Annotated in this window: 23 protein-coding genes; all 23 read left to right on the top strand. The window is 64.1% G+C overall.

Annotation, left to right across the window (positions count from 1 at the left end):
- Nucleotides 1–108 precede the first annotated feature (108 nt).
- Entirely contained in the window at nt 109–1050 is a 942-nt protein-coding gene (fabD, locus tag VME63_RS14235) for an ACP S-malonyltransferase (RefSeq protein ID WP_325434011.1), read from the top strand.
- A gap of 41 nt (nt 1051–1091) precedes the next feature.
- The gene (gene fabG, locus VME63_RS14230) at nt 1092–1832 is read left to right on the top strand and encodes a 3-oxoacyl-ACP reductase FabG (RefSeq protein ID WP_325434010.1); all 741 of its coding nucleotides are present in this window, start codon (nt 1092–1094) and stop codon (nt 1830–1832) included.
- 278 nt (nt 1833–2110) lie between these two features.
- Nucleotides 2111–2350: an acyl carrier protein gene (gene acpP, locus VME63_RS14225; RefSeq protein ID WP_115476787.1), complete on the top strand. Its 240-nt coding sequence runs from the start codon at nt 2111–2113 to the stop codon at nt 2348–2350.
- A 187-nt stretch (nt 2351–2537) separates the two neighbouring features.
- Entirely contained in the window at nt 2538–3776 is a 1239-nt protein-coding gene (gene fabF / locus VME63_RS14220; RefSeq protein ID WP_325434009.1) for a beta-ketoacyl-ACP synthase II, read from the top strand.
- Nucleotides 3776–5125, top strand: coding sequence for an aminodeoxychorismate synthase component I (locus VME63_RS14215; protein ID WP_414648269.1), 1350 nt, complete (start codon nt 3776–3778; stop codon nt 5123–5125). Before fabF ends, VME63_RS14215 begins: the two co-directional genes overlap by 1 nt.
- Nucleotides 5125–5940, top strand: coding sequence for an aminodeoxychorismate lyase (gene pabC / locus VME63_RS14210; protein ID WP_325434008.1), 816 nt, complete (start codon nt 5125–5127; stop codon nt 5938–5940). The genes VME63_RS14215 and pabC overlap by 1 nt, the downstream gene beginning before the upstream one ends.
- Nucleotides 5937–6977: an endolytic transglycosylase MltG gene (gene mltG, locus VME63_RS14205; protein WP_325434007.1), complete on the top strand. Its 1041-nt coding sequence runs from the start codon at nt 5937–5939 to the stop codon at nt 6975–6977. The genes pabC and mltG overlap by 4 nt, the downstream gene beginning before the upstream one ends.
- A complete protein-coding gene (gene tmk, locus VME63_RS14200) occupies nt 6974–7609 on the top strand; it encodes a dTMP kinase (protein ID WP_325434006.1) in 636 nt (211 codons plus the stop codon). Before mltG ends, tmk begins: the two co-directional genes overlap by 4 nt.
- Nucleotides 7606–8541 carry a DNA polymerase III subunit delta' gene (gene holB / locus VME63_RS14195; protein WP_325434005.1) on the top strand — a complete coding sequence of 312 codons (936 nt, stop codon included), beginning with the start codon at nt 7606–7608 and terminating at the stop codon, nt 8539–8541. The genes tmk and holB overlap by 4 nt, the downstream gene beginning before the upstream one ends.
- Complete coding sequence (locus VME63_RS14190; protein ID WP_325434004.1) at nt 8541–9464, top strand: PIG-L family deacetylase; 924 nt, start codon at nt 8541–8543, stop codon at nt 9462–9464. Before holB ends, VME63_RS14190 begins: the two co-directional genes overlap by 1 nt.
- A gap of 105 nt (nt 9465–9569) precedes the next feature.
- Nucleotides 9570–9923, top strand: coding sequence for a PilZ domain-containing protein (locus VME63_RS14185; protein ID WP_325434003.1), 354 nt, complete (start codon nt 9570–9572; stop codon nt 9921–9923).
- 313 nt (nt 9924–10236) lie between these two features.
- Entirely contained in the window at nt 10237–10593 is a 357-nt protein-coding gene (locus VME63_RS14180; RefSeq protein ID WP_325434002.1) for an NADH-quinone oxidoreductase subunit A, read from the top strand.
- Entirely contained in the window at nt 10584–11141 is a 558-nt protein-coding gene (locus VME63_RS14175; RefSeq protein ID WP_115476777.1) for a NuoB/complex I 20 kDa subunit family protein, read from the top strand. The genes VME63_RS14180 and VME63_RS14175 overlap by 10 nt, the downstream gene beginning before the upstream one ends.
- Before the next feature lie 11 nt (nt 11142–11152).
- Nucleotides 11153–11881, top strand: a complete 729-nt coding sequence (locus VME63_RS14170; protein ID WP_325434001.1) for an NADH-quinone oxidoreductase subunit C — start codon at nt 11153–11155, stop codon at nt 11879–11881.
- Between the two features lie 2 nt (nt 11882–11883).
- Nucleotides 11884–13143 carry an NADH-quinone oxidoreductase subunit D gene (locus VME63_RS14165; RefSeq protein WP_325434000.1) on the top strand — a complete coding sequence of 420 codons (1260 nt, stop codon included), beginning with the start codon at nt 11884–11886 and terminating at the stop codon, nt 13141–13143.
- Nucleotides 13144–13161: 18 nt separating this feature from the next.
- Entirely contained in the window at nt 13162–13689 is a 528-nt protein-coding gene (nuoE, locus tag VME63_RS14160) for an NADH-quinone oxidoreductase subunit NuoE (protein WP_325433999.1), read from the top strand.
- A gap of 13 nt (nt 13690–13702) precedes the next feature.
- Nucleotides 13703–15028: an NADH-quinone oxidoreductase subunit NuoF gene (gene nuoF, locus VME63_RS14155; RefSeq protein ID WP_325433998.1), complete on the top strand. Its 1326-nt coding sequence runs from the start codon at nt 13703–13705 to the stop codon at nt 15026–15028.
- Nucleotides 15025–17352 (top strand): NADH-quinone oxidoreductase subunit NuoG, encoded by a 2328-nt coding sequence (nuoG, locus tag VME63_RS14150; RefSeq protein ID WP_325433997.1) that lies wholly within the window; start codon nt 15025–15027, stop codon nt 17350–17352. Before nuoF ends, nuoG begins: the two co-directional genes overlap by 4 nt.
- A gap of 3 nt (nt 17353–17355) precedes the next feature.
- A complete protein-coding gene (gene nuoH / locus VME63_RS14145) occupies nt 17356–18378 on the top strand; it encodes an NADH-quinone oxidoreductase subunit NuoH (protein ID WP_325433996.1) in 1023 nt (340 codons plus the stop codon).
- A gap of 8 nt (nt 18379–18386) precedes the next feature.
- Nucleotides 18387–18878 carry an NADH-quinone oxidoreductase subunit NuoI gene (nuoI, locus tag VME63_RS14140; protein ID WP_325433995.1) on the top strand — a complete coding sequence of 164 codons (492 nt, stop codon included), beginning with the start codon at nt 18387–18389 and terminating at the stop codon, nt 18876–18878.
- Between the two features lie 11 nt (nt 18879–18889).
- Entirely contained in the window at nt 18890–19546 is a 657-nt protein-coding gene (locus tag VME63_RS14135; protein WP_325433994.1) for an NADH-quinone oxidoreductase subunit J, read from the top strand.
- Complete coding sequence (nuoK, locus tag VME63_RS14130; protein ID WP_115476769.1) at nt 19543–19848, top strand: NADH-quinone oxidoreductase subunit NuoK; 306 nt, start codon at nt 19543–19545, stop codon at nt 19846–19848. Before VME63_RS14135 ends, nuoK begins: the two co-directional genes overlap by 4 nt.
- 4 nt (nt 19849–19852) lie before the next feature.
- A complete protein-coding gene (nuoL, locus tag VME63_RS14125) occupies nt 19853–21895 on the top strand; it encodes an NADH-quinone oxidoreductase subunit L (protein ID WP_325433993.1) in 2043 nt (680 codons plus the stop codon).
- Nucleotides 21896–21909 lie beyond the last annotated feature (14 nt).

Genomic DNA, 21909 nt, shown 5'->3' with positions numbered 1-21909 from the left:
GGCCTTGGTGCCGGACGGTTAGGGAAGAGCTTTTTCACGAATACGGCTGCGTATGCGCGCCGATGCTGGCACCATTGCATTTTTAACCGAGTGGGAATCTTTCTCGCCATGAGTTCCGCTTCGCTAGCTTTCGTATTTCCGGGCCAGGGTTCGCAATCGGTCGGCATGCTGTCCGAACTGGCCGCGGTCCACGGCGATGTGAGGGCGACGTTCGATGAAGCCTCGCAAGGTGCCGGCGTCGATCTCTGGGCCTTGAGCCAGCAGGGGCCGGAAGAGCAGCTTCATCGTACCGAGAATACCCAGCCGGCATTACTCGCGGCCAGCGTGGCCGTATGGCGCGTGTGGCAAAAGCTCGGCGGCGCCACGCCGGCGCAGCTGTCCGGACACAGCCTGGGCGAATACAGCGCGCTGGTGTGTGCACACGCCTTGTCGCTGCATGATGCCGCGGCCCTGGTCGCCGAGCGCGGACGCCTCATGCAGGCGGCCGTACCCGCAGGCGTCGGCGCCATGGCGGCGATTCTTGGCGGCGATGACGAACAGATCGCCGCCGTCTGCGCCGAAGTGGCGCAAGGGCAGGTGGTGGCTCCGGCCAATTTCAATTCGCCTGGCCAGCTGGTGATCGCCGGCCACGCCGAGGCGGTGGACCGCGCCCTGGCCAGGCTGGCCGAATTGGGCGTAAAGAAGGCCGTAAAGCTTGCCGTTTCCGTACCCTCGCATTGCGCGCTGATGCGCGAGGCGGCCGACAAGCTCGGTGAGCGCATGGCTTCCATCGCATGGCAATTGCCGTCCATTCCGGTGGTGCAGAACGCCGAGGGGCGCAGCTACGCATCGCTTGACGATATCCGCGGCGCCCTGCAGCGCCAGTTGTATTTGCCGGTGCGTTGGACGCAATGCGTGCAAACGCTGGTTGCCGGCGGCGCGACGCGCGTGGCCGAATGCGGTCCGGGCAAAGTGCTGGCGGGCTTGATCAAGCGCATCGACAAGAGCGTCGAGGCGCGCGCCATCGGCACGCCGGCCGAGCTGGACGCCGTGCGCGGCGAATGGATCTGACTTACGTTTCGCATCTCGCTTCAATCCAAGGAAATCGAAGAATGAGCACACTGCAAGGTGAAGTCGCACTGGTGACCGGCGCCAGCCGTGGTATCGGTGCCGCCATTGCCGATGAACTTGCCGCCATGGGCGCGACCGTCATCGGCACCGCCACCAGCGAATCGGGCGCTGCGGCGATCGGCGATCGCCTCGCGGCGCATGGCGGCCATGGGCGTGTCCTCAACGTCACCGATCCTGCCGCTGTCGATGCGCTGATCGATGAGATCGCCAAGCAGTTCGCTGGTGTGTCGATCCTGGTCAATAACGCCGGCATCACGCGCGACCAGTTGCTGATGCGCATGCGCGACGAGGACTGGCAAGCCATCCTCGATACCAACCTCACGTCGGTCTACCGCCTCTCCAAGGCGGTGATGCGCGGCATGATGAAGGCGCGCAAGGGCCGCATCATTTCGATCGCATCGGTGATCGGGCTGACCGGCAATCCCGGCCAGGCCAACTACGCCGCGGCGAAGGCGGGCATCATTGCGTTCTCCAAGTCGCTGGCGCGCGAGATCGGCTCGCGCGGCATCACCGTGAACGTGGTCGCGCCCGGTTTCATCGACACCGACATGACCCGCGGCCTGCCCGAAGAATCCAAGCAGGCGCTGCTGGGCCAGATCGCCCTGGGCCGCCTGGGCGAAGCTTCCGACATCGCCAAGGCAGTGGGTTTCCTCGCCTCGCCGGCGGCCGGCTATATCACCGGCGAGACTTTGCACGTCAACGGCGGCATGTACATGCCTTGAAAGCGCCGGGGCAGGCACAAGTTCCTGTCCCGTATGCGAGGCGGCTTTCAAGCCGCTGTTTGAAATTCCGGTCGATCGGGGCCGGGTGAGATGAAAAAGTCGTCACGGCGGCCGTTTTAGGTGACAATCGGCGCCTTCGCACCGGTGCGGGGCTGTGGCGGCGGGCATTCCCTGGCATATAATTGGCGGCTTCGCGGCTTAGCCACTACAATGCCGCAGACTTTGCCGGCCAAAAGCCAGGCAAGACGGACAATTTCCCCTTGGGAGGTAAAGGCAACATGAGCACCATCGAAGAACGCGTCAAGAAAATCGTCGTCGAGCAGCTGGGCGTGAAGGAAGATGAGGTCACGGCGAACGCTTCGTTCGTGGACGATCTGGGCGCGGATTCGCTGGACACGGTCGAACTGGTGATGGCGCTGGAAGAGGAATTCGAAACCGAAATCCCCGACGAGGACGCCGAGAAGATCACCACCGTGCAGCAGGCCGTCGATTACATCAGGGCCCACACCAAGGAATGATCCTCGTGGCGGCGACGCTCGGCGCGTCCCATGTTCCACGTAGCGATACCGGAAGCTGCGCCATCAGGGCGCAGTTTTCGTTTCTGCAATATGTAACGTCCGATCCCGTATGGTGTGCGTGGTCGGCGTGCATCGGAGGGTGATGCCTGGCGGCTGATCTTTCCCGAACCAGCAAGGAAACAGATCCATGAGCAAACGACGAGTGGTAGTGACCGGCATGGGCATCATTTCGCCGGTCGGCAACGACATCGCCACCGCCTGGGACAACATCCTCAAGGGCGTCAGCGGCATCGGTCCGGTCACGCATTTCGATGCCACCACCTATGCCACCCGCATCGCGGGCCAGGTGCGCGGTTTCGATCCGGTGCAATGGATGCCGCCCAAGGACGTCAAGAAGATGGATCCGTTCATCCACTACGGTGTCGCTGCAGGCACGCAGGCCCTGCGTGATTCGGGCCTGGAAGTAACGGAAGCGAACGCGCCGCGCATCGGCGTGGCGGTGGGCGCGGGCATCGGTGGGCTGAACACCATCGAAGACACCGCCATCGAACTGCACGAGAAGGGGCCGCGCCGCGTGTCGCCGTTCTTCGTGCCCAGCTCGATCATCAACATGGTTTCCGGGCACCTGTCGATCATGTTCGGCCTGAAGGGCCCGAACATCGCATGCGTCACCGCATGCACGACGGCCACCCACAACATCGGCCTGGCCGCGCGCATGATCCAGTACGGCGATGCTGACGCGATGATCGCCGGCGGCGCCGAATTCTCCACCACTGGCACGGCCATGGCGGGCTTCTGCTCGGCCAAGGCAATGTCCACCCGCAACGACGAGCCGCACAAAGCCAGCCGTCCGTGGGACAAGGACCGTGACGGCTTCGTGCTCTCCGACGGTGCCGGCGTGCTGATGCTGGAGGAATACGAACACGCCAAGGCACGCGGCGCGCGTATTTATGCCGAGCTGGTCGGCTTCGGCATGAGCGGCGACGCGTACCACATCACGGCGCCCAGCGAAGGTGGTGAAGGTGCGGCGCGCTGCATGGAAAACACGCTGCGCGACGGCGGCATCAATCCCACCGACGTGCAGTACATCAACGCGCACGGCACCTCCACGCCGCTAGGCGACCTCGGCGAGGTGCTGGCCGCCAAGCGTGTGTTCGGCGATCACGCCTACAAGCTGGCGATCAGTTCGACCAAATCGACCACCGGGCATCTGCTGGGTGCGGCAGGTGGCGTCGAGGCGATCTTCACCATCCTCGCCATGCGCGACCAGGTGCTGCCGCCCACCATCAACCTCGACGAACCAGGCGAAGGCTGCGACCTCGATTTCGTGCCGCACACGGCGCGCGAAGCGAAGATCGACATCGCCATCTCCAATTCGTTCGGTTTTGGCGGTACCAACGGCACGCTCGCATTCCGCCGCATCTAGTGCCCTGCCTGACCCGCACGCTAGCCGGCCGGCGCGATCTTCTCGCGCCGGCCGCTGCTTTTGCGCCTCGCTATCCGGCGTTGCTGGAGAGCGTGACACGCGGCAGCGCGCAGGCGCGTTACGACATTTTGTTCGCGTTTGCGCAAGACTCGCTGACGCTTGCCGCGGATGGCCACGTGCGCGATGCCCAGGGGCGCATCCAGCAGGGCCGGTTTCTCGATGCGCTGGATACGACCTGGCGCGCGCAGCGTTTGCCGCCGCATGCCGATGATGGCCTGCCGTTCCATGGCGGCTGGGTGTTGCTGCTGGCCTACGAGCTGGCGGCCGAAATCGAGCCGTCCCTGCGGTTGCGTCACGGGGAAGGGTTGCCTGTCGCGCTGGCGTTGCGCTGCCCGGCAGCGATCATCGTCGATCATCTGCACGAGCGAACCGTACTGGTGGCCGAAGACGGGCATGCGGCACTGCTGGATGCGATGGAGGCCGACCTCGGTGCCGAGCCGGTCATTGCGCCCTTGGCCATGCCTGAGGCGATCGAGGAAGACGATCCCTCGTTGTTTCTCGATGGTGTGGCGCGCGTGCACGAGCATCTGCATGCCGGGGACGTGTTTCAGGCCAATCTCTCCCGCGCCTGGCGTGCGCGTTTTGCCCAGGCGCCATCGACCGCGAGTCTCTACTCGGCGCTGCGTCGCGCCAATCCGGCGCCGTTCGCCGGCTTGCTGCAGCAAAACGACTGGGCCATCGTCAGCTCCTCGCCCGAGCGCCTGGTCGAAGTGCGGCGCGGTATCGCGCAGACGCGTCCGATCGCCGGCACGCAACCGCGCCTGGCCGGCGATGACGACCTCGCGCGCATCCGCGAACTTAGCGCACATCCCAAGGAGCGCGCCGAGCATGTGATGCTGATCGACCTCGAACGCAACGATCTGGGTCGCGTCTGCCGTCCTGGCACGGTCGAGGTGAACGAGCTGATGGTGGTGGAAACCTATGCGCACGTGCACCACATCGTCTCGAACGTGCGTGGACGATTGCGCGACGGCGTGACGCCGGGCCAGGTCATCGCGGCTACGTTTCCCGGCGGCACCATCACCGGCTGCCCCAAGGTGCGCTGCATGGAAATCATCGCTGCGCTCGAAGACGCTCCGCGCGGCGCCTACACCGGCGCGCTGGGCTATCTCGATCGCAACGGCGACCTGGATCTCAATATCCTTATCCGCACGCTTACGCTGCAAGGCCGACACGCAAGCTTGCGTGCCGGTGCCGGGATCGTGGCCGACTCCGTCGCATCGAAAGAACTGGAAGAAACCCGCGCCAAGGCCCGCGGCATGTTGCGCGCGCTCGGAGCGGCCGGTTGATGATGCTGGTCAACGGCCAGCCTGCGCAAAGCGTATCGGCGCTTGATCGCGGGTTGGCCTACGGCGACGGTTTGTTCGAAACGATCCGCTTCGTTGGCGGCACGGCGCCGCTGTGGCAGCGTCACATGCAGCGTCTGCTTTCCGGTTGCCAGCGCCTGGGCATTCCGTGCCCGGATGCGCGGCAATTGCTCGATGAGGCACAACAGGCCAGGGCCGATCTCGGCCACGCGGTGGTGCGTATCACCGTGACCCGTGGCGAGGGCGAGCGCGGTTACGCGCCGCCATCCCGGCCGATGGCAACGCGCATCGTCGGCGCGTTTGCCGTACCCGTGCTGCCTGCGCAGCGTTACCGCGATGGTATCGGCATGTACCGATGCAGCACCACGCTCGCCGATCAACCGCTGCTGGCCGGCATCAAGCACCTGAACCGGCTTGAGCAGGTGCTGGCGCGGGCGGAGTGGAGCGATCCCAGGCTGGCCGAAGGCCTGGTTTGCGACCGGCACGGCCATGCCATATCGGCGACGTCGGCCAATCTTTTTGCCGTGATCGATGGCGTGCCCGTGACCCCGGCGCTGGATCGCTGCGGCGTGGCGGGCGTGGCGCGCGCGGCCGTGCTGGACTTTCTCGGCAGCGTCGAGGTCCGCGATCTGCCGCTGTGCGAATGCCTGGATGCCTCCGAGCTCTTCCTCAGTTCCAGCGTTCGCGGCATTCTGCCGGTTCAGGCCGTGGGCGATACCGTGTACGCTCCCGGCCCGGTTACCCGCGCGGTGCAGGGGCACTGGCGCGATCTGGGTTTTCCGATGGAGCTGGCATGAATGTAGGCGTTGCAAACCATGGGCGTGCGTCGTGGCGCCTGATCCTGTTGATCCTACTGCTGGCGTTCGTCTGTGCCGCCACCTGGTTCTGGCGCGACTTCTCGCGCTTTGGCGTCAAGCCGCTGCGTGTTGACGCGGCGGGCGAAAGCGTGGAAATCGGCAAGGGCACCAGTTTCAAGGACATCGTGCATCAATTGCGCGCGCAGGGCTTGAGCACGGCGTCGCCGTTCTACTGGCGCCTGCTCGCCGAGCGCATGCGTGTGGCGGGGCGTTTGCATGCGGGCGAATACGCCCTCGCTCCCGGCATCACGCCGGCACAGCTGCTGACCGACATGGCGCAGGGCAGGGTGCTGCAGCGCGACGTCACCATCGTCGATGGATGGACATTCCGCGACGTGCTGCAGGCGCTGGCGAAAGCCGACAAGCTGCAGCACGAAACCACCGGCATGGATGACGCCACGATCATGCAGAAGATCGGCGCGCCCGGCCAGAAACCCGAAGGTTGGTTTCTGCCCGAAACCTATGCTTACGTGAAGGGCGACAGCGATCTGGACGTGCTGCGCCGCGCGCATGCCGCCATGACCAAGACGCTCGACACGCTGTGGGCGCAGCGCGATCCCAGCGTGCCGTTGGCGACGCCCTACGATGCGCTGATCCTCGCTTCCATCGTTGAAAAAGAAACCGGTCGTGCCGACGAACGCCCGCAGGTTGCCGGCGTGTTCATCCGCCGCCTGCAGAAAAACATGCTGCTGCAAACCGACCCCACCGTGATCTACGGCATGGGTGCCAGCTACGCCGGCACCATCCACAAAAGCGATCTCACCACCGATACGCCCTACAACACCTATACGCGGCCCGGCCTGCCGCCCACGCCGATCGCGATGCCCGGCAAGCCGGCCATCGAAGCGGTGTTGCATCCGGCCGCCGGCACGTCGCTGTACTTTGTCGCCAAGGGCAATGGCACGCATATCTTTGCCGACACGCTCCAACAGCAAAATCGCAACGTGGCCTGTTACCAGCTGAAGCATTGCCAATGACCAAGCGAGGACGATTCATCACGCTGGAAGGCGGCGAAGGCGCCGGCAAGAGCACCTTGCTGGCCGGACTGCGTGATTACCTGTTGCGGCAGGGCATCGAGCTGTTGCAGGTGCGCGAACCGGGCGGTACCCCATTGGGCGAGGCCATTCGTTCGATCGTGCTGGACCCGGCGCATCCTCATATCTGCGCGGAAAGCGAATTGCTGCTGATGTTCGCCGCGCGCGCGCAATTGGTACGCGAACGCATCCTGCCGGCGCTGGAAAGCGGGCATTGGGTGCTGTGCGATCGCTACGTGGATGCCAGCTACGCCTACCAGGGCGCCGGGCGCGGCCAGCCGCAGGAGCGCATTGCGCAGCTGGAAGCCTGGGCGTGCGCGGGCCTGAAGCCCGACCTGACCCTGCTGCTGGACCTGCCCGTGGCCACCGGCCGTAAGCGCGCCGCCGGCCGGGGCGCGGCCGACCGCATTGAAACCGAGGCCGATGCTTTCTTCGAGCGCGTGCGCCAGGCCTATCGCGACCTGGCTGACGCCGAGCCCCAACGCTGGCGCGTGATCGATGCCAGCCTGCCGGCCGAGGACGTGCTTGGCGCGGCCACCGCCGCCCTGGCACATGTGTTGAAGGTGCACGCATGAGCATCCCGCCCTGGCATGGCGATCTCTGGAGCCGCCTGCAGGCGCGCCGAGAGCGCCAGGCACTGCCACATGCGTTGTTGCTGTGTGGGCCGCGCGGCCTGGGCAAGCGCGATTTCCTGCGACGCTTCGTGCGCGGGCTGTTGTGCCAGCACCCGTCCGGCGGCGATGCCTGCGGTGCCTGCCGCAGTTGCTTGCTGATCGACGCCGGTACGCATCCCGATTACGTATCGCTGAGCTACGGCCTGCGCAAGGATGGCGTGCAGCGTTCGGAAATCGTGGTCGATCAGATTCGCGAACTGTCCGCCCGCTTGGCCACATCCAGCCAGTTTGGGGGTTGGCAGATCGCCAGCATCGATCCGGCCGACGCGATGAATGCGGCGGCGGCCAATGCGCTGCTCAAGACGCTGGAAGAACCCGCCTCGCAGACCATGCTGGTACTGCTCGCCGACGAACCCTGGCGGATGCCGGCGACCATTCGCAGCCGCTGCCAGCGCATCGATTTTCAAATGCCCGCGGCGGCCGATTCGCTCGCCTGGTTGCAGAGCGTCGGTGTCAACGACGCCGCTGGCGCGCTGGCCGCGGCCGGTGGCAACCCCGGGCTTGCTCGCATCTGGGCACAAGAGGGCGCGTTGGCCCAGCGGCAGGAAGTGCGCAAGGACCTGGCGGCGCTTGCCGCCGGACGCGGCGACGCCGTGGAAGTGGGGAAGCGCTGGCTCGACCAGGCGCCCGAGCAGCGACTGTGGTTTGCCGGGCAGGCCGTGGCGGACGAAATGCGCGCTCGTGCGGCGACGCAAACCGGTCCGCTTTCCAGCGCGCTCGATGCCGAAGGTCTGGCCGCCTGGTACGACGCGGCAAACCGCACGCGCGAAGCACTGCGTGGGCCATTGCGCGGCGATCTGTTGTTGCTGGAGTTGCTGGGGCGCTGGCGCTGATGCAGTCGTTGTCCGTTTCCGCGCGGACCCGCCTGCTGGTGGTGGCGCCGCATCCGGATGACGAAACCATCGGTTGTGGACTGCTCATTCAACAAGTGCTGGCCGCTGGCGGCGCGGTCCGGCTCTTGCTGCTGACCGACGGGGACAACAACCCCTGGCCGCAGCGTTTCGTCGAGCGCCGCCTGCGCATCGACGACGCGGCGCGTCAACGCTGGGGCCTGCGCCGCCGGGCCGAAGCCGGGCAGGCGATCGCGCGGTTGGGCCTGCCCGCTGCCGCGATGCACCCGCTGGGCTGGCCGGACATGGGCATTACGCACCGTCTACGCGACGGCGGCCCCGGCTCGGTAGCGGCGATCCGTGCTCAGGTGCAGGCCTTTGCGCCCGATGTGATGTGCTGTCCGGCGCTGGACGACCGCCACCCCGATCATGGCGCGGCACACGTCCTGTGCCGCCTGGCCTTGGATGGCCCGGGCCCGCTCCCGATGCTGCTGGCCTATCCCGTCCACGGTGCGGCCGACGGAGGGCGTTACCCAATCCGAATCGATGCCCAGGCCGATCAGCAGCGGCACAAGTCCCAGGCTCTGGAGGAGCACCGCACGCAAATGGTGCTCAGTGGCAGGCGCATGCGGCGCCTGGCGCTGCAAGCGGAGCGCTATCTGCCTGCCACTGCCGTTTCAGGCGATGTGCCATTGCCCTGGCGGCCACCGGCCGTGCTGCGCCCCTGGCTCCGGCTGATGCTGGCCACCCCATCCGGCGTCCGTGACTGGCGTTGGGGCGAGGCCCCGGTCGCCAGAGACCAGGATGGCGCCTGGCGGCTGGCATGCTCCGCGGGCCAGCCGCGGTCCGCGCCGGCCTTCGCCAAGCTTTATCTGGATTGGCCCTCCCCGTGGATCTTCGATCACTGGGGCTGGCATGCTTTGTGACACGGCGGTGAAACTTGCGCATGGCCGCCACTTTGCGCGGATCGGGCCGGCTCGTTACGATGCCTCATCGATAGCCGGCGACAGCGCCGCACGACAGGAGCAGGCATGAACCCGGTCGCCGCCCGCCAGGGCATCATCTCGTTGAAGTTCAAGGACACCACCTCGCTCTACAACGCGTATATGCCGTTTTTGAAGTTTGGCGGCCTGTTCGCGCCCACCGCGCAGCGCTATTCGCTGGGCGACGAAGTGGTGTTGCTGATCAGCCTGATCGACGAGAGCGAGCGTCTTTCGGTTGCCGGCAAGGTGGTCTGGATCACGCCGATCGGCGCGCAGGGCAATCGTACGGCCGGCATCGGCGTGCAATTCAACGAGTCGAACGACGGGGAAGCCGCGCGCAGCCGGATCGAAGCATTGCTCGCCGGTGCACTGGGTTCGGAACGTCCCACGCAGACGATGTAGTTCTGTCGCGGTAACTTGCGCCGCGTTCGTTGATGGGCGGCCAGGATGGGCAAAGCATATCCGCCAGTCCCGCGATAGAGGGTTTTTGGACGTCTTATTGCAAGAAATGTCCCACGCCGCGCCACACAAGGCTTGTCGGCGTACCCATGCGCGCTGATACAATATCGCGATCCCAGGGCTCGTCCCGAGGATCGTCGAGCACCTGCATCCTGCGCGTCAGCGTACAGGGCTGGACCGCCCGCTGAATCGAACTCCGGACCGTTTGCCCCGACGGTCACTGATGCACCCTCGTGGTGCGGAGGTAAGTTAAACCGTGCTTGCCGAATATTGGCCCGTTCTCCTCTTCCTAGTGGTCGCCGCCGGTATGGGTGTCGTCCTCATCACGCTAGGCCTGTTGGTCGGCCCTCGCCGTCCCGAGTCGGAAAAGCTTTCGCCGTACGAATGCGGCTTCGAGGCTTTCGAGGATGCGCGCATGCAATTTGACGTGCGCTATTACCTCCTCGCCATCCTCTTCATCATTTTTGATCTGGAAATCGCCTTCCTGTTTCCGTGGGCGGTGGTGTTCCAGCACATCGGTATCGTTGCGCTCATTGAAATGGGCCTGTTCCTGTTGTTGCTGGTGATCGGTTTTGCCTACGTGTGGAAGAAGGGAGCGCTGGAATGGGAGTGATCTCCGCCATTGACCGGGTGATGCACAACCCGCAGCCGTTGAACGTGGTGGACGACATCCTGCGTCCGGCTGGCGACAATCCCGTGATCCAACGCGGCGCAGTCACCACCACCGTCGATGCCTTGATGAACTGGGCGCGCACCGGCTCCATGTGGCCGATGACCTTCGGTCTGGCCTGCTGCGCGGTGGAAATGATGCACGCGGGTGCGGCGCGCCTGGACCTGGATCGCTACGGCGTGGTGTTCCGTCCCAGCCCGCGCCAGTCCGACGTGATGATCGTGGCCGGCACGCTGGTCAACAAGATGGCGCCCGCGCTGCGCAAGGTCTACGACCAGATGCCCGATCCGAAGTGGGTGATCTCGATGGGCAGCTGCGCCAACGGTGGCGGCTATTACCACTACTCCTACTCCGTCGTGCGCGGTTGCGATCGCATCGTTCCGGTGGACATCTACGTGCCTGGTTGCCCGCCCACCGCCGAAGCATTGATTCACGGCATTTTGCAGTTGCAAAAGAAGATCCGTCGTACCAGCACCATCGCGCGTTCCTGAAAGGCGTCGTCATGAGTGATACACAAACGAACTCGCTGGCCGAGCGCCTTTCCGCGCGATTTGGCGATCTGCTGAAAATTACCGTCTCGCACGGTCAGACTACGGCGGAAGTTGCCGCCGCCAACCTGCTCGCCGTCGCCACGGCGCTGCGCGACGAGGCCGGCTTGCGCTTCACCGAAGCGGTCGATCTCTGCGGCGTCGACTATCTGGGCTATGGCCAGACCGAGTGGGATACGGTGGACGTTTCCGGCAACGGCTTCTCGCGTGGCGTGGAAGGCGAGGCCATCGGCCGCTTCAGCTGGGCCGACCGCCCGCGCGAGGTCTCGATCCCGCGCCGCTATGCGTCGGTGTGCCATTTGCTGTCGATCGAACTCAACCAGCGCCTGCGCGTGCGGGTGTTCTGCGAGGACGACAGCCTTCCGGTGCTGCCGTCGCTGGTACACATCTGGCCGGGCCTGAACTGGTTCGAGCGCGAATCGTTCGACCTGTTCGGCATCATTTACGATGGCCATCCGGATCTGCGCCGCATCCTTACCGACTACGGTTTTGTCGGCCATCCCTTCCGCAAGGACTTCCCGCTCATCGGCAACGTCGAAGTGCGATACGACCCTGAGCAGAAGCGCGTGGTCTACGAACCCGTTTCGATCGAACCGCGCGTGCTCGTCCCGCGCGTGATCCGCGACGACGCCGACCTGATCCAGGCCAAGGCCGAAGCCGCCGACCACTGGCGGGAGAATTGAGCATGAGCGCCCAGGAAATCCGCAACTACACCATGAATTTCGGCCCGCAGCATCCTGCTGCGCACGGCGTGCTGCGCCTGGTGCTGGAGATGGACGGCGAAACGGTCGTCCGCGCCGATCCGCACATCGGCCTGCTGCACCGGGGCACCGAAAAGCTGGCCGAGTCCAAGCCGTTCAACCAGTCGATCGGCTACATGGATCGTCTGGATTACGTGTCGATGATGTGCAACGAGCATGCCTACGTGCGCGCCATCGAGACCCTGCTGGGGATCCAGGCGCCGGAGCGTGCGCAATACATCCGCACGATGTTCGACGAGATCACGCGCATCCTCAATCACCTGATGTGGGTGGGTTCGAACGCGCTCGACCTCGGTGCGATGGCGGTGTTCCTGTACGCCTTCCGCGAACGCGAAGAGCTGATGGACTGCTACGAGGCGGTCTCCGGCGCGCGCATGCATGCCACCTACTATCGTCCCGGTGGCGTGTACCGCGACCTGCCCGGCAAGATGCCGCAATACCGCGAGTCGCCCTGGCACAAGGGCAAGGATCTCAAGCGCCTCAATACCTGGCGCGAAGGCTCCATGCTCGACTACCTCGATGCCTTCACCGCCGACTTCTCCACCAAGGTGGATGAGTACGAAGAACTGCTCACCAATAACCGCATCTGGAAGCAACGTACCGTCGGCATCGGTGTCGTCTCGCCGGAACTGGCCCAGCAGTGGGGCATGACCGGCGCGATGCTGCGCGGCTCGGGCATCGCCTGGGATCTGCGCAAGAAGCAGCCCTATGCCAAGTACGCCGAGGTGGATTTCGACATCCCGGTCGGCGTCAACGGCGATTGCTACGACCGTTACCTGGTGCGCGTGGAAGAGATGCGGCAGTCCAACCGCATCATCAAGCAATGCGTGGCTTGGCTGCGCGCCAACCCCGGTCCGGTGATGGTGGAAAACTTCAAGGTCGCGCCGCCCAAGCGCGAGGCCATGAAGGAAGACATGGAAGCGTTGATCCACCACTTCAAGCTCTTCACCGAAGGCTATGGCGTGCCGGCCGGCGAAACCTACGCGGCGGTCGAGGCGCCCAAGGGCGAGTTCGGCTGCTACCTGGTCTCCGATGGCGCCAACAAGCCTTTCCGCGTGCATCTGCGCGCGCCGGGCTTTGCCCACCTCTCCTCGATGGATGCCGTCGTGAGTGGCCACATGCTGGCCGACGCCGTGGCGGTCATCGGTACCTATGACCTCGTGTTCGGCGAAGTCGATCGCTGAGCCCGGAGGAACCCATACATGAAAGCCACCGGAAATTACGAGCAGGTCAAGAACGTCGATCCGCTCGCCGTGCTCAACGAGCACACCCGCCATCACATCGACCATTGGCTGGGCAAGTTCCCGCCGGATCGTAAGCGCTCGGCGCTGATCCAGGCGTTGTTCGCCGCGCAGGAACAAAACCACGGCTACCTCACCGACGAGCTGATCACGGCCGTCGCCCGGTACATCGACGTGCCCGCAGTGTGGGCCTACGAAGTGTCCAGCTTCTATTCGATGCTGGAGACCAAGCCGGTCGGACGTCATAACGTCGCCGTCTGCACCAACATCTCGTGCTGGCTCAACGGCGGCGAAGACTTGTTGCGCCACTGCGAGAAAAAGCTCGGCATCAAGGCGGGTGAAAGCACCGCCGACGGCCGCGTCTACCTCAAGAAAGAAGAAGAGTGCATCGCTGCCTGCGTGTATGCGCCGGCGATGACGGTCAATGGCCACTACCACGAGCGTCTCACGACCGAAAAGGTCGATGAGATCCTCGATGGCCTCAAGTAAGGCAGGCTCTAAAATGGCAGTCGGACCCGCACCCAAGGAACACCAGGTCGTCTATACCACGCTGCATTTGGACAAGCCGTGGTCGATGGACAGCTATCTGCAGATGGACGGCTATAAGGCGTGGAAGAAAATTCTCGCCGAGAAACCCGATCCCGCCTCGATCGTCGATATCGTCAAGAACAGCAACCTGCGCGGCCGAGGCGGCGCGGGCTTTCCCACCGGCTTGAAGTGGTCCTTCATGCCCAAGGGCAACATGCAGAAGTACATCCTCTGCAACTCCGACGAATCGGAGCCTGGCACCGCCAAGGACCGCGACATTCTGCGCTACAACCCGCATGCGGTTGTAGAAGGCCTGGCTATCGCGTGCTACGCGACCGGTTCCACCGTGGCCTACAACTACCTGCGCGGCGAATTCCATCACGAGCCGTTCGAGCATTTCGAAGAGGCACTGAAGGAAGCGTACGAAGCCGGCCTGCTCGGCAAGAACATCCAGGGCACCGGCATCGACGTGGACATCTACGGCGCGCTCGGTGCGGGCGCCTACATCTGCGGCGAGGAAACCGCGCTGATGGAGTCGCTGGAAGGCAAGAAGGGCCAACCGCGCTTCAAGCCGCCGTTCCCGGCCAACTTCGGCCTATACGGCAAGCCCACCACGATCAACAACACCGAAACCTACGCGTCGGTGCCGGCCATCCTGCGCAATGGCGCGGACTGGTTCCTCAACCTGGGCAAGCCGAACAACGGCGGTCCGAAGATTTTTTCGGTGTCCGGCCACGTCAATAATCCGGGCAACTTCGAAGTGCGCCTGGGCACCTCGTTCAAGGATCTTCTTGAACTGGCCGGCGGCGTGCGCAACGGCAACAAGCTGAAGGCGGTCATTCCCGGCGGCTCCTCGATGAAGGTGCTCAACGCCGATGAAATGATGTCCGCCACCATGGATTACGACTGCCTGCAGAAGCTGGGCTCGGGCCTGGGTTCGGGCGCGGTGATCGTGATGGACGAGACCACCTGCATGGTCAAGGCCTGCCATCGCATCTCGCAGTTCTATCACGCCGAATCCTGCGGCCAGTGCACGCCCTGCCGCGAAGGCACCGGCTGGATGTTCCGCGTACTCTCGCGCATCGTGGAAGGCAAGGGCACGCAGGACGACCTGCACCGCCTCAAAGCCATCGCCGGCCAGATCGAAGGTCACACCATCTGCGCGTTCGGCGAAGCCGCCGCATGGCCGGTACAGGGCTTCCTCGCCAAGTTCTGGAACGAATTCGAATATTACGTGCAGCATGGTCGTTCGATGACCGAAGACCGGCTTGCCGAAACACGTCGTGGAGTCGCTGCATGAGTGCGCAGCCAGCCAGTACTGCACCTGATCTTCTGAACATCGAGATCGATGGCAAGCCAACGCAGATCCGCAAGGGCGCGATGATCATCGAGGCGGCCGACGCCATCGGCGTCGCCATCCCGCGTTTCTGCTACCACCGCAAACTGCCGATCGCGGCCAACTGCCGCATGTGTCTGGTCGACGTGGAAATGGGCGGCCGTCCCATGCCCAAGCCGCAGCCGGCCTGCGCCACGCCGGTGGCCGAGGGCATGAAGGTCACCACGCGCACGGAAAAAGCGCTGAAATTCCAGCGCGACGTAATGGAGTTTCTGCTGATCAACCACCCGCTGGATTGCCCGATCTGCGACCAGGGCGGCGAGTGCGAACTGCAGGACGTGGCGCTCGGCTATGGCCGCAGCGTGTCGCGCTACACCGAACGCAAGCGCACCATCGCCGACGAAAACCTCGGTTCGCTGGTCGCCACCGAGATGACCCGCTGCATCCAGTGCACGCGCTGCGTGCGCTTCACCAGCGAGATCGCCGGCACCTACGAATTGGGTGGCATGAGCCGTGGTGAAAACCTGAAGATCGGCACCTATATCGGCAAGACGCTTGAAACCGAGCTGTCGGGCAACATCATCGATGTGTGCCCGGTCGGTGCGCTGACCAACAAGCCGTTCCAGTTCAAGGCGCGCGCGTGGGAGCTGATCGCCAAGCCGTCGATCGCCTATCACGATGCGCTGGGCTCCAACCTGTGGCTGCACACCCGTCGCGGTGAAGTGCTGCGCACGGTGCCGCGCGACAACGAAGCCATCAACGAATGCTGGCTCTCCGATCGCGACCGCTACAGCCACCAGGGCCTGTACGCCGCCGACCGCGTGCGCACCCCCGAAGTGAAGCGCAACGGCCGCTGGCAGGGCACGACCTGGGAAGACGCGCTCAATGCCGCCGCCGCCGCACTGAAGGAAGTGCAGGGCAGCGATCTGGGTCTGCTGGTGCACCCGGCTACGACCAACGAAGAGGGCGATCTACTGGTGCGCCTGGCACGCAGCCTGGGTAGCCCGCACATCGATCATCGCCTGCGTCAGCTGGATTTCGCCGACGGTGCGGTGGCACAGCCGTTCGGCATGCCGGTCGCGGGCGTGGACAAGGTCAAGGCTGCGTTGCTGGTCGGCTCCAACCTGCGCTACGAAATGCCGCTGCTCAATCACCGCCTGCATCAGGCGGTGAAGAAGGGCGCCAAGGTCTACGCCGTGAATCCGGCGGAGTTCCATTTCAACTACAAGCTGGCCGGCGAAGCCATCGTGGCGCCGCATGCGCTGGTCGATGCGCTGCTGTCGCTCGCCAAGGCCGCGGTCGCCGCAGGCGCAACCGCGCCGGCGCACTTGGCCGACGCCATCCATGGCGCCGCCAATGACGAAGGCGATAGCGATGCAATCGCCGCGCTGAAGTCCGGCCAGGCGGTGGTGATCCTGGGCGAGGCGGCCGTCACGCATCCGCAGGCGTCCTGGCTGCGCGCCGTTGCACGCTTCGTGGCCCAAGCCACGGGCGCCGCCTACAACGAACTGCCGGCGGGCGCCAACGCCGTCGGCCTGGCCAAGATGGGCGTGCTGCCGGGCAACGGCGGCCTCGATGCGCAGGCCATGCTGGCTCAGCCGCGCAAAGCCTATGTGCTGTACGGGCTGGAATTGCCGCACGATTTCGCCGACGGTTCGGCGGTGGTCAATGCGCTGCATGGCACGCAGCACATCATTGCGTTCGCGTCGTTTGCCACGGCGGAACTGCGCGATGTGGCCGACGTGATCCTGCCGATCGGGCTGCTGCCGGAAATCGACGGCACGCTGGTCAACGTCGATGGCGTTTCCCAGCAGGTGGAAGCGGGCGCCAAGCCGCCGGGCCAGGACGTGCGCGCCGGCTGGAAGGTGCTGCGTGCGCTCGGTGGCCAGATGAAGCTGGCCGGCTTCGAGTTCGACGACCTCGCCGGCCTGCGCGCCGGCATCACCGAGCACACCGTGGCAACCAAGCAGGGCCTGTCCGCACGCAACCCGGCGCAGGGACTGAGCCGTCTGGCGACGTGGCCGATTTATCGCAGCGATGCCGTGCTTCGCCGGGCCGCTGCGCTGCAGGCGCATCCGCTCAATCGCGCGCCCGCCGTGCGCGTGAATGCGGACGAGGCCCAACGCCAGGGGCTGGCCGCGGGAGACCAGGTCAAGCTTTCCAACGCCGTCCTTCCGCTGGTCATCGATGCGACGGTGCCCAATGGCGCCGTATGGATCGAGGCCGCACACGATCAGACCGCGACGCTGCCGCCTTACGGCGCGGCCATCACCTTGAGCAAGGCGTAAATCATGGGCGATCAGATTCTCCATCAGCTAATCATTCCCATATTGCTGGTCCTGGCGGTCGTCATTCCGCTCACCCTGACGGTGGCGCTGTACGTGTACTGGGAACGCAAGGTGCTGGGCTGGATGCACGTGCGCATGGGGCCCAACCAGGTTGGCCCCCTGGGCTTGCTGCAGGCCTTCGCCGATGTGGTCAAGCTGATCTGCAAGGAAGTGATCCTGCCGACCAACGCCAACAAGGTCCTCTACTACACCGCACCGTTGCTGGCGTTGATTCCAGCGCTGGCGGCGTGGGCGGTGGTGCCGTTCGGCGCGCGCTTTGCCTTGTCCAACGCCAACGCGGGCCTGCTCTATCTGCTGGCGATGACCTCGCTGGGCGTGTACGGCATCATCCTCGCCGGCTGGGCGTCCAATTCGCGCTACGCGCTGCTGGGTGCCATGCGTTCGGCCGCGCAGGTGATCTCCTACGAACTGGCGATGGGTTTGTGCCTGGTCTGCGTGCTGGTGCTGGCGGGGAGCCTCAACCTCACCGACATCGTCACGGCCCAGGCCGGCAGCATCGGTCACTGGTTCATGTGGCCGCTGCTCCCTGTGTTCGTGGTCTATTTTGTCTCCGGCGTCGCTGAAACCAATCGTGCCCCGTTCGACGTGGCCGAAGGCGAATCGGAAATCGTGGCCGGTTTCCACGTGGAATATTCCGGCTCCGCCTTCGCGCTGTTCTTCCTGGCCGAATACGCCAACATGATTCTGGTCAGCTTCCTGGCCTCGATCCTGTTCATGGGCGGCTGGCTGAGTCCGTTTCCGGAAAGCGTGCCGGTGCTCGGCCACGCCAGCTTCATCTGGCTGCTGGCGAAAGCGTTCTTCTTCGCCTTCCTGTTCCTGTGGTTCCGTGCCACCTTCCCGCGCTACCGCTACGACCAGATCATGCGTCTGGGTTGGAAGGTCTTCATTCCCATCGCCATCGTGTGGGTGTTCGTTGCCGGCTGCATGAAGTACTACGGCTGGGTTCACATCGGCACGGGGGGCTAAAGAAAGCCATGTCGCGCATTACCAACTATTTCAAGAGCCTGCTGCTTATCGAACTGCTCAAGGGCATGGTGCTGACCTGGCGTTACCTGTTCAGCCCCAAGTACACCATGCGCTACCCGATGGAGCACATCCCCAAGTCCAACCGTTTCCGCGGCCTGCACGCGTTGCGCCGTTACGCCAACGGCGAGGAGCGCTGCATAGCGTGCAAACTGTGCGAAGCCGTGTGCCCTGCGCTGGCCATCACGATCGACTCCGCCCCGCGCGCCAGCGACGGCCAGCGCCGCACTACGCGCTACGACATTGACCTCTTCAAGTGCATCTATTGCGGCTTCTGCGAGGAAAGCTGCCCGGTCGACTCGATCGTGGAAACGCATGTACACGAGTATCACTTCGAGCATCGCGGCGAGAACGTGGTGACCAAGCTGCAGTTGCTGGCCATCGGCGACCGCTTTGAGGCCGACATCGCGGCCGCACGCGCGCAAGACGCGGCCTATCGCTGAGGACACTATCGATGATCGATCCGTCTGTGTTCCAACTCGTCTGCTTCTATGCCTTCTCGGTGGTGACCGTGATCGCGGCGCTTTCGGTGATCACGCTGCGCAATTCGGTGCATGCCGTGCTGTCGCTGGTGCTGACCTTCTTCAGCACCGCCTGCATCTGGATGCTGGCCGAGGCCGAATTTCTCGCCATCGCCCTGATCGTGGTCTACGTGGGGGCGGTGATGGTGCTGTTCCTGTTCGTGGTGATGATGCTGGACATCGACCAGGAGAAACTGCGCGAGGGCTTCGTGAAGTTCCTGCCGGTGGGCCTGGTCGTGGCCATCGTCATGCTGGTGGAAATGCTCGGCCTGATCGGCGTGCGCGTGATGCATGCGCAGACGATGGGCGTCAATCCCGCCACCGCCGCCGGCATGTCCAATACCGCGTGGCTGGGTATGGCGCTCTACACGCAGTACCTGTTGCCGTTCGAAGTTGCCGCGCTGATCCTGACCGTGGGCGTGATCGCCGCGGTGGCGCTCACCTTGCGTCAGCGCACCGGCGTTCGCCATCAGCAGGCCAGCGAGCAGGTGGCAGTGCGCGCCAGCGAGCGCGTGCGCATCATCAAGATGGCGGCGGAGCTTCCCCCGGCCGATAGCCAGCCCGCCGCGGCCCAGGAGTCCAAGCCATGATTACGCTTTCGCATTACATCGTGCTTGGCGCGATCCTGTTCTGCATTTCGGTGGCGGGCCTGTTCATCAATCGCAAGAACGTCATCGTGCTGCTGATGGCGATCGAACTGATGCTGTTGGCCGTGAACATCAATTTCGTTGCCTTCTCGCGCTTCAACCATGACGTGGCGGGGCAGGTTTTCGTTTTCTTCATCCTCACCGTGGCCGCGGCGGAGTCCGCCATCGGCCTGGCGATCCTGGTGCTGCTGTTCCGTAACCGCAGCACGGTCAACGTCGCCGAAATCGACAGCATGAAGGGTTGAGCACATGGAACTTTCCACCTCCATTCTGTTGACCATTGCGCTGGCACCGCTGGTCGGCTGCCTGTTCGCCGGTTTCCTCGGCAAGCAGATCGGCCGCGCCGGCGCGCACAGCGTCACCATCCTGGGCCTGCTGGTTTCCTGCGGCCTGTCCTTCTACGTGCTCTACCAGATCACGGCTGGCGGCGCACCGGTCTACAACCACAACATCTACACCTGGTTCGAGATCGGCAAGTACACCGCCAGCGTGGGCTTCCTGATCGATCGCCTCACCGCGATGATGATGGTGGTGGTGACCTTCGTGTCGCTGCTGGTGCATGTCTACACCATCGGCTACATGGCCGATGACGATGGCTACCAGCGCTTCTTCAGCTACATCTCCCTGTTCACCTTCTCGATGCTGATGCTCGTGATGAGCAACAACTTCATGCAGCTGTTCTTTGGCTGGGAGGCGGTGGGCCTGGTGTCGTACCTGCTGATCGGCTTCTGGTACAAGCGACCGACTGCGATCTTCGCCAACCTCAAGGCATTCGTGGTCAACCGCGTGGGCGACTTCGGCTTCCTGCTGGGCATCGCCGCGATCCTGTATTTCCTGGGTACCTTCGATTACGCCACCGCGTTTGCCGCCGCACCGACCCTGGTCGGCAAAACCCTGACCATTACCCAGAGCACGCAGTGGGATGCCGCCACCGTGATCTGCATCCTGCTGTTCATCGGTGCGATGGGCAAGTCGGCGCAGGTGCCGCTGCACGTGTGGCTGCCCGACTCGATGGAAGGCCCCACCCCGATTTCCGCGCTGATCCACGCGGCGACGATGGTGACCGCCGGCATCTTCATGGTGGCGCGCATGTCGCCGCTGTACGAGCTATCGGACACGGCGCTGAGCTTCGTGATGGTGATCGGCGCCACCGGCGCGCTGTTTACCGGCCTGATCGGCATCGTGCAGAACGACATCAAGCGCGTGGTCGCGTATTCGACGCTGTCGCAGCTGGGCTACATGACGGTGGCGCTGGGCGTGTCGGCCTATGCCGGCGCGGTGTATCACCTCATGACGCACGCGTTCTTCAAGGCGCTGCTGTTCCTCGGTGCCGGCTCGGTGATCATCGCCATGCATCATGAGCAGGACATGCGCTACATGGGTGGCCTGCGCAAGTACATGCCCATTACCTGGATCACCATGTGGATCGGTGCGCTTGCGTTGTGCGGTGTACCGTTCTTTTCGGGGTTCTATTCGAAGGATACGATCATCGACGCTGTGCACGAGTCGCATCGTTGGGGTCACGTATATGCGTATTTCTGCGTAGTGGCGGGTGCATTCGTGACGGCAACCTACACGTTCCGCCAGATGTATATGACCTTCCACGGCAAGGAGCGCTTCAAGGTCGTGGAGCATCACGCGCATCACGATGCGCATGGCCACGACGATCACCACGACGACCATGGCCATCATGAGCCGGGCGTGTTGCATCATCCGCCGAAGGAGTCACCGTGGGTGGTGACGCTGCCGTTGATTCTGTTGGCCATTCCGTCGCTGTTTGTCGGCATGTTTACGGTCAAGCCCATGCTCTTCGGCGGTTGGTTCGGTGGCGCCGTGCATGTGAACGAAGCCAATGACGTACTTGGCGAGATCGCCAAGGAGTTCAACGGTTCGATGGCGATGGCACTGCACGGTTTCTTGCAGCTGCCGTTCCTGCTGGTGGCGGTGGCTTTCGTCATGACCACCTACATCTACTTGTTCAATCCGTCGGTGGCCGACAAGATCAAGAGCGCCCTCAAGCCGTTCTGGGTGATTCTTGACCGCAAATACTGGGTTGACGATATCTACTTCGCGATCTTCGCGCGTGGTGGCGTGGCGCTGGGCCGCATGTTCTGGAAAGGCGGCGATGCCGCGGTGATCGATGGTGTATTGATCGACGGTTCGGCCAGCACGATCAAGCGCATCGCCTCGGGCGCGCGCCGGATCCAGTCTGGCTATTTGTACCACTACGCGTTTGCGATGATCCTCGGCCTGATCCTGCTCATGGGCGGGTATTGGCTGATCGGGCAATAAGGGAAACGAGCTCC

This window comes from Dyella sp. (genome assembly GCF_035503745.1).
In the GTDB taxonomy this organism is placed as follows: domain Bacteria; phylum Pseudomonadota; class Gammaproteobacteria; order Xanthomonadales; family Rhodanobacteraceae; genus Dyella_B.
The sequence above is the reverse complement of the archived record's forward strand: the minus strand, read 5'-3'. Positions and strand labels throughout refer to the sequence as shown.

Excerpts from the sequence above, each read along its gene's own strand:
- fabG (WP_325434010.1), top strand. The coding sequence starts at position 1,092 with ATGAGCACACTGCAAGGTGAAGTCGCACTGGTGACCGGCGCCAGCCGT.
- nuoE (WP_325433999.1), top strand. The coding sequence starts at position 13,162 with ATGAAAGCCACCGGAAATTACGAGCAGGTCAAGAACGTCGATCCGCTC.
- tmk (WP_325434006.1), top strand. The coding sequence starts at position 6,974 with ATGACCAAGCGAGGACGATTCATCACGCTGGAAGGCGGCGAAGGCGCC.
- nuoF (WP_325433998.1), top strand. The coding sequence starts at position 13,703 with ATGGCAGTCGGACCCGCACCCAAGGAACACCAGGTCGTCTATACCACG.
- nuoG (WP_325433997.1), top strand. The coding sequence starts at position 15,025 with ATGAGTGCGCAGCCAGCCAGTACTGCACCTGATCTTCTGAACATCGAG.
- acpP (WP_115476787.1), top strand. The coding sequence starts at position 2,111 with ATGAGCACCATCGAAGAACGCGTCAAGAAAATCGTCGTCGAGCAGCTG.
- nuoL (WP_325433993.1), top strand. The coding sequence starts at position 19,853 with ATGGAACTTTCCACCTCCATTCTGTTGACCATTGCGCTGGCACCGCTG.
- mltG (WP_325434007.1), top strand. The coding sequence starts at position 5,937 with ATGAATGTAGGCGTTGCAAACCATGGGCGTGCGTCGTGGCGCCTGATC.
- nuoH (WP_325433996.1), top strand. The coding sequence starts at position 17,356 with ATGGGCGATCAGATTCTCCATCAGCTAATCATTCCCATATTGCTGGTC.
- fabF (WP_325434009.1), top strand. The coding sequence starts at position 2,538 with ATGAGCAAACGACGAGTGGTAGTGACCGGCATGGGCATCATTTCGCCG.
- fabD (WP_325434011.1), top strand. The coding sequence starts at position 109 with ATGAGTTCCGCTTCGCTAGCTTTCGTATTTCCGGGCCAGGGTTCGCAA.
- VME63_RS14170 (WP_325434001.1), top strand. The coding sequence starts at position 11,153 with ATGAGTGATACACAAACGAACTCGCTGGCCGAGCGCCTTTCCGCGCGA.
- VME63_RS14165 (WP_325434000.1), top strand. The coding sequence starts at position 11,884 with ATGAGCGCCCAGGAAATCCGCAACTACACCATGAATTTCGGCCCGCAG.
- holB (WP_325434005.1), top strand. The coding sequence starts at position 7,606 with ATGAGCATCCCGCCCTGGCATGGCGATCTCTGGAGCCGCCTGCAGGCG.
- VME63_RS14135 (WP_325433994.1), top strand. The coding sequence starts at position 18,890 with ATGATCGATCCGTCTGTGTTCCAACTCGTCTGCTTCTATGCCTTCTCG.
- VME63_RS14185 (WP_325434003.1), top strand. The coding sequence starts at position 9,570 with ATGAACCCGGTCGCCGCCCGCCAGGGCATCATCTCGTTGAAGTTCAAG.
- VME63_RS14190 (WP_325434004.1), top strand. The coding sequence starts at position 8,541 with ATGCAGTCGTTGTCCGTTTCCGCGCGGACCCGCCTGCTGGTGGTGGCG.
- nuoK (WP_115476769.1), top strand. The coding sequence starts at position 19,543 with ATGATTACGCTTTCGCATTACATCGTGCTTGGCGCGATCCTGTTCTGC.
- VME63_RS14175 (WP_115476777.1), top strand. The coding sequence starts at position 10,584 with ATGGGAGTGATCTCCGCCATTGACCGGGTGATGCACAACCCGCAGCCG.
- nuoI (WP_325433995.1), top strand. The coding sequence starts at position 18,387 with ATGTCGCGCATTACCAACTATTTCAAGAGCCTGCTGCTTATCGAACTG.
- pabC (WP_325434008.1), top strand. The coding sequence starts at position 5,125 with ATGATGCTGGTCAACGGCCAGCCTGCGCAAAGCGTATCGGCGCTTGAT.